Origin of the sequence: Thalassolituus sp. UBA2590 (assembly GCF_002339775.1) — a bacterium.
Lineage (GTDB): Bacteria > Pseudomonadota > Gammaproteobacteria > Pseudomonadales > Oceanobacteraceae > Thalassolituus.
This window is the reverse complement of sequence record NZ_DDKU01000076.1, coordinates 35925-46184: the sequence shown is the minus strand read 5'-3', so window position 1 is coordinate 46184 and position 10260 is coordinate 35925. Positions and strand designations below refer to the sequence as shown.

Annotated in this window: 9 protein-coding genes; 1 reads left to right on the top strand and 8 read right to left on the bottom strand. The window is 50.0% G+C overall.

The window, feature by feature from the left end:
* The 8 genes from B2067_RS07330 to B2067_RS07295 all read right to left on the bottom strand — a co-directional run.
* On the bottom strand, nucleotides 1–2673 hold a 2673-nt coding region (locus B2067_RS07330), incomplete at its 3' end, for a PilC/PilY family type IV pilus protein (RefSeq protein ID WP_301387949.1).
* A gap of 12 nt (nucleotides 2674–2685) precedes the next feature.
* Entirely contained in the window at nucleotides 2686–3204 is a 519-nt protein-coding gene (locus B2067_RS07325) for a pilus assembly PilX family protein (RefSeq protein WP_301387948.1), read from the bottom strand.
* Between the two features lie 15 nt (nucleotides 3205–3219).
* On the bottom strand, nucleotides 3220–4035 hold the full coding sequence (locus B2067_RS07320; RefSeq protein ID WP_301387947.1) for a PilW family protein: 816 nt from the start codon (nucleotides 4033–4035) through the stop codon (nucleotides 3220–3222).
* The gene (pilV, locus tag B2067_RS07315) at nucleotides 4032–4616 is read right to left on the bottom strand and encodes a type IV pilus modification protein PilV (protein ID WP_301377162.1); all 585 of its coding nucleotides are present in this window, start codon (nucleotides 4614–4616) and stop codon (nucleotides 4032–4034) included. Before pilV ends, B2067_RS07320 begins: the two co-directional genes overlap by 4 nt.
* Nucleotides 4604–5080 carry a GspH/FimT family pseudopilin gene (locus tag B2067_RS07310; protein WP_301387946.1) on the bottom strand — a complete coding sequence of 159 codons (477 nt, stop codon included), beginning with the start codon at nucleotides 5078–5080 and terminating at the stop codon, nucleotides 4604–4606. The genes pilV and B2067_RS07310 overlap by 13 nt, the downstream gene beginning before the upstream one ends.
* Nucleotides 5081–5285: 205 nt before the next feature.
* The gene (locus B2067_RS07305) at nucleotides 5286–5867 is read right to left on the bottom strand and encodes a GspH/FimT family pseudopilin (protein ID WP_301387945.1); all 582 of its coding nucleotides are present in this window, start codon (nucleotides 5865–5867) and stop codon (nucleotides 5286–5288) included.
* A gap of 148 nt (nucleotides 5868–6015) precedes the next feature.
* Nucleotides 6016–7344, bottom strand: coding sequence for a sigma-54-dependent transcriptional regulator (locus B2067_RS07300; RefSeq protein WP_301377156.1), 1329 nt, complete (start codon nucleotides 7342–7344; stop codon nucleotides 6016–6018).
* Between the two features lie 81 nt (nucleotides 7345–7425).
* Complete coding sequence (locus B2067_RS07295; RefSeq protein WP_301377154.1) at nucleotides 7426–8937, bottom strand: sensor histidine kinase; 1512 nt, start codon at nucleotides 8935–8937, stop codon at nucleotides 7426–7428.
* Nucleotides 8938–9010: 73 nt separating this feature from the next.
* On the opposite strand from B2067_RS07295, the gene B2067_RS07290 reads away from it, so the two are divergent.
* Nucleotides 9011–10260: NAD+ synthase (locus tag B2067_RS07290; RefSeq protein WP_301387944.1), on the top strand; the 1250-nt coding region annotated here is incomplete at its 3' end.

Here is a 10260-nt window from a genome sequence, read left to right as displayed (position 1 = left end):
GTGCTCCAACCGTTCGCTTGAACTGCCGTCTTCAGCGGGGTCATAGCCACCTCCCGCAAGCAGTACGACAGTCGGAGTGTCATTCCAGTTTACTAATGCTGGTTTAAGTGAAGACCAGGTTTGTCCCAGGCGTTCGTAGCCACTGCTAACAGTTGGAATATTTTTATCGTCGTTCAGGTAAGTTCCATGCTTTTGCCAAAGCAATGACGGAGAGTCAGGGTTGGTGATATTAAACGCATAGTAGCTGTGACCACCACGTCGCATACCAACGAAGAGATATACCGTATCTGTACCATCAACAATACCGTTCAGGTTTTTGTCGTCATGCCAGTAGGTAATGGGGCCATCTAGACCATAAATTTTGTCGTTCGCTGAGGTTGCAGCACTGTCGGCGTAGTAACGCGCATTAGTCAGTACCTCATGTGGCAATATCGAAAATACTTCGCGTCCAGTTTCTGTATCAAACGCGTGCAGGTAACCACCATTAGTACCTATATAGACTATGCGACGCTCGCTTGTGTAGTTCACTACGACGGGACGACTGTGAATGGCATCCTCCATTTCCAGGCGATTACTCGAACCGTCAGGTGTTTTGCCAGCAATCCAATTGGCTACTGCCAACTCATAAGTAACATCGTCCAAGGTACCAAAGAGAGTGTCTGTGATGCCCTCAGCTTCCAGACCTAGGGGATCACCTGCAAGCCCTGTAATATTATCCAATGTGGCGTTAACAAGGTTACCCGCTGCGTTTACTATTTTTACGTTTCTTTCTACATCCGCGAAGCGTTCGGCAACACCGCCTTTCTTAACATCGGCACCATCCGCAGTATCACTCCAGTAACTAATCGCTCCGGTTTTAAAAAAGCCATCTTCGCCGACCGCTATGTTGTCGTCTGAATCGACTACACCGTCATTGGTAATACGGTACCGCTTCAGGTTTCCTTTCCAGGCTCCAGTATCATTCGGTTCAAATACGGCGTAGTAGAGTTCATCACTGATTTGTAGGCTGTTGTAAGAACTTACAGCAATTGCAGGGGCGGTGAAGGTTGAAGGTGATGTATCAGTCTCACTTAGGCTTTCTGCAATAGCTATCTTTACTTCATCTTCGTTAGAAACCGCGAAGTAACGTCCATTCCCATAGTCTGCTACTTCGTCTAATAGTGTTTCAGCGTTCGAACCAGCCCCAAAAAAGCCACCTATCGTGTTAACGGTTAAGCTAGGCAGACCGTCATTATCTCTACGTTCTTGATTAGACATATACCAAGCGAGAGCACTAAGGCAACCGCCATCTGTATTCCTATTACAGTCTGGAGGTGGAGATTCTCCAGTATAGTAGTCAGACTTAAGTACGCTATTCACAAGATTCTGAATAGCGTTATTCGCTCCAGTGTCAGTTGTAGGTAGTCCATCTGAGAATAGGATAACATTCTGATTGGGCGCTCCACATATGCCATTCTCAGGTAGTTTATATGTACTCCCCGCTTGGTTTTCTGTTGCTTCGGGATCAGTCTCGTCGTCTTCTACGTAACCACTTACTGAGAAATAGTTTCCTGGGTTACTGGCAAATGTTTGGTTTGCAGGGTCTGTCCATTCGGCATCGTCACTATCGTTTCCGCGATATATTCCATTAAGGTCAGCAATTTTAGGGTTGCTGCCGTAATTTACATAATTTTCACTAAAATAGAGGTGAGATTCATACAGGCTTTCAGTCAATGGCGTCCCACCAGCTGGGTCGTACGAGTCGAGAGCGACGTTCAGTTTATCAGATATATCACTCAACGGGGCCAGCGCTACATCTACAAAAGCACCTTGAGCATTACTGCCTGAATAATTAAAGCGCATAAGGGCGAAACGCTTGGAGGGGTCATCGTTCGCAGCGATAACATCTTTGGCTGCATCTGCTACGATATCGAGTCGCATTTTATACTGGGAGCCTAGATTATTTACGGCTGCATATCGTAGGAAATTCAGATAGTTTCCCGAGTAAATCTCAGTGTATACACCTTCGTCCTCGTCTCCTTCGTCCCAACGGTAGTGATTCCACCACCTGCGATTGGTTGTGTATGGGAAGCCTGTATCATCGTATTCATCATCATCTGCAAGACCACGATAAGCCCCTCCATTGTATGTATAATTATATTCCCGATAATCTCCAGCTTCCTTACACTGAATGATGACTGAACTGTTATACGGGACTTGTGGGCGATCATTCTCCCATAACTGATTGTTGGTTCCGCTTCTATTGTCAGGTCCTCGCCAGCCAATACTAGGTACAAAAACGGCATACTTACCAGTTGCATAACCTAGCTGCTCAATGCTGATTAAAGTATTGGCACGCGAGCAGTTGTACCCATTCAGGTCGACCTTATACTCTTTTATTCTATTTATTTCTGCAGATGAGAGATTGCTCAGGTCACCTAATGCGTTTCTTCTGAATATATAATGAGCTGCAGAATCGAATCCATAATTTTCCGAAGGATATGTCGTGCTAGATGAATAAGTGATCCCTTCTTGCTCTTCAAGTTCGGCCATACTCCCTGAAGTGTCGAGGATGAAAATAGTATCTGCCCCTCCACCGGAGTTATTCAGGCCCGTAAAAATTTCGGTATCATCGCCATAAGCAAGCTGGCTGACGAGGCCAAAAAAAGCAGCATGCAATAGTAATTTTTTCATTTGATACTCCTTTTAACGGCCAGCTGAAGGCACGTTGTATTTAAAACCGAGACGTTGAGTTGAACGAAATCGTTCTGTTGCATCGATGGTGACAGATACTATTTCAAAGGGCATCGACGACATAGAGCCAACGCTGCTATCTTTTGCAAAGTTGTAGTTCAGATTCACTGGGATAGTCTTTGTGTATCTCAGTTGACTGTCCAGGGATGAGTAGTATTTGCTATCAAGCGCGACTTCTGGCGCCAGATCCAGGGATTCAGGAGCTGGGGTTCCTGAATCATCGGTTACGACTGCTTTTTCCATTGCATTGCTCAACTCTTGAATCTTAGCCATTTCATCTTTATACGCTCGGTATTGTGCCCCTAGCTCTCGCTTAGATGTATGGAAAACATCTTCTTTGATCTGGAGATTGCTTACGATGCGTATCTGCGTCGTAGAGCTCTGAAGGCTGAGAACGGCGAGAAAAGTTACGGAGGTTAGCATGATCAAACTGACGATCAGTGCGCTGCCTGTTTGTTGCAATTTTTTCATAGGGCTACCTCAAACTTAATTTAAACGCGTGACAGTGGTAGTAAAAACCTGTCTCGCTGTTTGATCATCAAATTGATAGTTCAGTGAATCGAGGACAATGTAATTCTGTTCCCAACTCTGTGCTTCCGTATTCGTTAACGCCTGAGTGAGAAAGCCAATGCGCATGGCGTATACATTTCCCCAGTCGGTTACTTGAGCAGCGTTAAAGTAGGTTGTCACATTTAAGGTGTCGTCAATAGGTGCTGAATTACTTTGACCATACAATACGTGCATTGCTAGAACTCCAGCCGCCAAAGCTTGTGAATTGCCGAAACTATCACCGGGGTTGGCACGAACGGTTCCGTCTTCATCGAAGGTTTGGCACCGTAAATTGCTCAATCCATTATCATCCACGGCTACCCAGTAGACGTCTGTCACCACCACATCGGTCGTAATATTTGCGTCCGCAGCATCCAGAAGGGCGCTCCCATAACAAGTAACCGCATTACTTTCTCCCGCTTCAGCCATACGTCGAACGGCCAATCGGTCGCCAGTGCCATTGGCGGACTCACTAATGCAAACTATGTCTCCGGCCGCGAGGCAGAGGTCTCCAAACGCTACGACATCTGCATCATCCGGGTCGTAGCCGGTGCGCAGCAATTGCCGGTTGATGTAGTCTACGGCAAATCGTCCTGTTTCCTGCGAATCGGCTAATGTATCGGAAACGGAGGCCGCCTGGTTGCTACTGATGAGGATGCTGCCGACGGCAAAAATCACGATAAGGCTCAATGTCATCGAGATCATCAGCTCGATAAGGGTTAAGCCGTGTTGTAATGAGATTCTGTTTTTCATGGTCTGAATACCAAGCTGTAATCTTCCCGTTGATCTTCTGCAAGAGTGCTTTGCTCTAATCGATAGACTTCGTTGCCCCGCGCATCTTTACCTGCAGTTCTTGAATTCCAGCTTACGGTTATGCGGTAGTCTCCGTTACCTTCATCGCTGATCGAAAGGCCGGGTGTATTGATAAACGACGCTGAGCTACTGAACCCATCCTCGCCTGTCAGCGTGTTGATGCCACATAGAGCTTCGTACTGATCGAAGAGGGCTAAGTCCTGGTTGCTACAGTCTGCTGCAGGGGCTACCTGAGCACCGTTGGCAGAATAGGCTGCGCACATTTTCACTGCCCCCAGTGGATCATTACAGCTGATTTCCCTGTCAGTCACGTAACTGTCGACTGCAACTGCATTTGCTCTGATGCGATTAATCAAGTCATTTGCGACCCAGATCGCGTGAGTGCGGTTGCCCGTATCAGACACTGTTCTGATTGATTGCATCTGCATGGCACTCAACCCCAGAAGACCGATAGTTGTAATCACAATGGTGACCAATACTTCAATAAGGCCGATGCCTGACTGATTCTTTATTGGATGCATGCGAGCTCCGTTACTGCAATTTGACCTGATATCAGGAGGGAAAATTGTTTATCTTCATTACCTGTGCAGCCTGATGTGCGTACCGTGATCGTATCGGTAGCCTCTATTTGTCCGGTCGGGGTGAACGCGACTGTGTTCAATCCGTTTGCACTGATAATGGTCACTCCGTCATCCAAAGCACCTCGCTGCCTGAGGATGTCTCCAGACCCTTCTGCAACAATTTGCCACCCGTTGGCTATGTCTCCGTTGCGAGGCGATATGCGAACGGTGTCACCACGCGAGATGGCATGGCTCCGCGAGAACTGCAGGTCAAGCTCGAAAAGCTCGGTAATACGTTCGGCGCGAGAGTTGTTCACCATGCCACTCATGGATGGAATGGCAATGGCTGCAACGATGCCGACAATAGTCAGTGTGACCATCAGCTCCAGGAGAGTAAAACCATTCGAAAATGCTGATGATTTCATAGTTTGTGCCATATTTAAGTTCACGTGTCCTAAATGCTACGGGCGCTATTGTTACATGCTTATAGTATTTTGAACGTGCACTGGTTCCGAGTTCTCTCAGACGAGCGGGTATTATCCGTTTGTGAGTGGACTTTGGTGGCGTTATTTGGCACATTTTCGGTAGCAAATTACTCTATAGCAGCTGATACCTGACACTTGGCTTCGTTCATGAGCATGTGACTGCGTCGCCGCTAGAGTCCTCAACGAGCCCATCGTTATTGCTATCTTCACCCAGTCTGATTCTGCCCGCGCCCGATACTATGATGGTTGCTGACAGGTCAGTGCTTCCATCCATGCAGACTTTCAAGGTGCCGTTGTGGCCGAAGGCGCTGCCATTTGGTCGGAACATGATTGCACTGGCCCGGCTATGGCGTCTGTCTAACCCGGAACTGGACTGCGGCAAACCCGAGACGATCTCTATTGTCGCCTCATCTGGATCTAGAGCGCCGTCTTGGTTGGAGTCTGTGAAGATCGTCAGCTTGCCTGTCCAGTTGTTGCCGCACGCATTACTACTGGTAAGGGGACACAGACTCACAGCCTCTCCTCGATACACCGCCATTGACCGACTGAGTGCGACGGCCCGGTGCAATGCTGATACCTCTGCCTTGAACTGATTACGTTCGATCAGTGCTCCCATCGCTGGTACCCCGACTCCAAGGAGTATTCCGCTGATCGCCACCACAACTAATAGCTCCAGTAGGGTAAAGCCATTGGCAGGCACAATTGGCGTTTGCTTTCTGATGTTCATCCCTGAACCCTCATTGATTGATAGGTAACCAGTTACGATATCAGGCATATGAGGGAGCGCACTCAGGCGCTTTTCGTATTTTTATACGGTCTTTCAAGGCTTGTTCGGGCAGGGTGACGGAGGGAGTCTAATCGCCAGTTGATTTTACTTAGTCGATCGCCAGTTTTTTCAGGCGGTATCGAAGCGCCCGGAAGCTGATGCCGAGACGTTCTGCCGCTGCGGTTTTATTCCAGCGTGTTGCGTTAAGGGCCTCTTCAATTGCTTCACGCTCGAGCCTCTCAAGGTAGCCCTCAAGGTCGCCGACGGCCTCGTTGTTTGAATGGTAGCCACCCTGCGGCGTTTCCGGTTCGAAGCTGAGGTCACTCAGCTGGATTTCTTCGCCTTCCATCAGGGTAAAGGCACGCTGAAGTATGGCGTCGAGTTCGCGGGTGTTTCCAGGGAAGTCGTATTCACAGATAGCCCGTAATGCCTCATCAGAGACTGATACTTCAGGCATATCCCATTGGCTGGCATAGGTCTGTAGCAGGTGGGTGGTGAGCTGCGGGATATCTTCACGGTGAGTGCGTAATGGTGGCACGCTCAGGTGTACTACGCGGATACGGAAGAGCAGGTCCTGACGGAAGTGACCCGAGCTTGCCAATGCCGGCAGGTCCGCACTGCTGGCGCTGATGATACGGATATCCAGATCATGTTCGTGAGTGTCATGCAGCGCCCGGATCTTCTTATCGGTCAGAAGCTGCAGGAGCTGGGCCTGAAACTCCAGACCAAGGTGCTCGATATTGTTGAGAAACAATGTGCCCTGGTGAGCATTCTGGACGAGGCCATCATGAAGGGTGCCGTGATCGTCCATATAGCCGAACAGGGTCTCCGCTGCGTTCTCGTCCTGAAGCGCGTCACAGTTAACAGTAATAAAAGGGTGGGTAGTTCGTGAGCTAAGCAGGTGAATAGCGCGTGCAATACCTTCTTTGCCTGTGCCGTATTCGCCCTGAATAAATACCGGTGCCTGAGTGCGTCCGACTTTGCGCAGCGTGGTGCGCAGTTCCTGCATCGGGGGGGAGTCGCCAATAATAAGATTGGTGCATTGCTCCGGGAGTGTTCCCGTTACTTTCGACAGTCTTAATGCAGCTGTTGCCAGATTTCGTAGTTGCTGAATATCAAGCGGTTTGGCAACAACATCGAAAGCGCCTGCTTTAAGGGCATTCACGCCGACTTCCATATTGCCAAACGCAGTGATCATAGCCACCGGCATGTCCGGGTAGTTGCGATTGCAGTGATGGATTAACTGAATGCCATCACCGTCAGGCAGTTTCATGTCGGTGATACAGAAATGGAAATTTCCCGACTCAAGTAATGCCATGGCTTCAGTGACATTGGCAGCCTGTTCGCATTTTATATCGATGCGTTCCAGGGCCATGCCTATCAGCTCGCGAATGTCCTGCTCGTCATCAACGATCAGTGCGCATAAGTCGGGCAGCATTGCCGGGGAGTTCCTGTTTGTCATCATGGCCTTATATTATTACTGAGTTGAGTTGACGCTGGTGTGACATATCCCGCAGTTTCATGCGCGTTTCATCCTGACAAGAAAACGTGCGCCCGGGTCGTTACCAGCAAACTCGATGCTTGCCTGGTTGGCCTGACACAGTTCGCGACATAAATAGAGTCCTAATCCTGTACCGTCGTGTTCGGTAGTATTGAAGGGCTCAAAGAGCCGCGATACCTGGTTATCAGCAATGCCAAAGCCGTTGTCTGTGATTTCAAGGGATGCACTACTATCGGATTCTGAAAGAATACGTAAGACGACTTCAGCCTCCTGTTTCCGTGCTTTCCGGGCATGCCGCAGACCATTCTGACACAGGTTGGTCAGGACCTGATTCAGATGATCCGGGTCGAATAGTACGGTTAACTCGCTATCAGCATCATAGGAAAATATCAGACAATTCTCACCACTGACCTGACGGAAGTTCTGACAAAAGTTGTCGACGTAGCTATGGAGTTTCAGAGGTGTAGCTGTTGGCCGCTTGCCTCGTGAGAGCTGCAGGATGTCCCCAATAATACGATTAATTCGTTGGCTGTTGTTTTCAATAATGGCGGTCAGCTTTTTATCTTCAGCGGGCAGGTGCTCAGATTCGTCCAGCAGTTGTGCGGCCTGATTAAGAGCTGAAAGTGGATTACGGATTTCATGGGCAATACTGGCGGTGAGGCGACCTAACGATGCCAGCTTGGCTTGCTGAACTTCTGCTGAGAGACGTGCTTCGTCTTCAATAAGCAGTAGACAATCCTCATCGGGGCCTTCTGCCTCCAGACGGGTGACTGTCAGCCCCTGCAGTTTTCCCGCAAGGCTTTCCTGAGCCGGTGCCGTTATCAGCCACTCAGGTACCGCGGCGCCGGGTTCCAGCTTAAACCAGGATGCCGCAGTGTCATTAATAAACAGAATCCGTTTTTCTTTCGAACAGGCAATGATGCCATCCGGCAGTTTCATCAACGCCTGCTGGCTCAGGCGCTGTAAGCGCTGAACATCACGGGCGGTATCCTGAGCGAGATTCAGTGCGGCATCGATACGATGCGACAGCAGCTGAGTTAACCAGGCGAGAGCAAAGCAGATGCCCCCATACACACCGGTATTGGCCGTATCCCTGATGCCAAACTCGCCCGGTGCGATATGTTCGGTATAGATGACCGCAAGACTGAGCCAGGCAGCAACGCTGTACCCCAGTATGCCTGGGGCGAGTAGATTGGCCATGACGACCGGTATCAGCAACAGGCTAGAGAAACCGGCGGTGAGTCCGCCCGAAGCGAACATCATGCCGGTCAGCAGCGCTGTTTCCAGGAACAGGTAGGTGGTAGCTCCCTGCGAATCGGTTGTCCGGGTTATTAGCGCGACGAAGACCGCGGCTGCAAGTACATAAAGCGATGAAAGTACGAGAAAGAGGTGGGGAGCCTCTTTGCCAACGATGACGTCCATTGAATCGAGACCGTCGACGACGACGATCGACAGCGCAAGAATCAGCGAATAGTAGCTGTAGAGCGACAGCAGGCGGCTGCCCCGTCCGATGGAAATTGGATGATTCATTAGTCTTCCGGTTTGCGTCCTGATGCGTATTTCCAGACAATACGCGCATTACTGAAGAGAGTACCCCCAGACCATGTCCAAGTCACTGACTGCCACCCTGAAAATTGCGTTGGCGCAATGTAACTTTCACGTCGGCGATATCCCCGGCAATACGGCGAAAATTATAGAAGCAGCCAAGAAAGCTGCCGACGATGGTGCTCAGCTGATTGTATTCAGTGAACTCGCTCTGACGGGCTATCCGCCCGAAGACCTGCTGATGCGTCCAAGTCTTGAGCCCCGTATCAACGAGGCGTTGAGAGAAGTCGCGGCGGTCAGTCATGATATTGCCATCGCGATAGGTTACCCAGTCACCAGGGATAATCGTCTCTATAACTGCGCAGGGGTGTGGTCTGAGGGCATTTGTCTTGGAGAGTATGCCAAGCAGGAGCTACCGAACTATCAGGTCTTTGATGAAAAGCGCTATTTCTCTGCCGGTGAAGACGCTCAGATAGTAGAGCTACACGGCGTTAAACTGGGGCTTACCGTGTGCGAAGACGTCTGGTTTGATGCGCCGATAGCCATGGCGGCGGATGCTGGGGCGGATGTCATCCTGAACCTCAACGCCTCTCCGTTCCACAGTGGTAAGCAGCAGGAACGAATCGACCTCATTAAAAAGCATACTTCCCAGCACAAACTGCCGATTCTCTATGTGAATCAGTCGGGTGGACAGGACGAGCTGGTGTTCGATGGCAGTTCATTTGCCGTGAATGCTGCGTCTGAATGCGTGCTTCAGATGGCCTCCTGGCGGGAGGATCAGGCGTACGTGATGTTCGAACAAGGCGAGTTACGCGCTGAGTCTGAATCGCGGGAAGCGCGGGAAGATGGTCTTGCCAGCCTGTACAACGCTCTGGTCGTTGGCGTTCGTGACTATGTGAATAAAAACCGCTTTCCAGGGGTTGTACTAGGCCTTTCTGGTGGAATCGATTCCGCCCTGACGTTGGCCGTTGCCGTTGATGCGCTTGGGCCAGAACGTGTGCGTGCTGTGATGATGCCATTTACCTACACCTCTGGTATGAGCAAAGAGGATGCGGCGCTGCAGGCTGAGGCCATGGGCGTTAAGTATCAATCCATTTCGATTGAACCTATGTACCGTGAATTTATGTCTGCGCTTGCCCCGGACTTCGAGGGCCTGAAGGTCGACACCACTGAAGAAAATCTTCAGTCCCGTTGTCGCGGTGTGTTGTTAATGGCGCTATCGAATAAGACGGGCTACATGGTTCTGACAACCGGCAACAAAAGTGAAATGGCAGTCGGTTATGCGACGCTCTATGGTGATATGGCTGG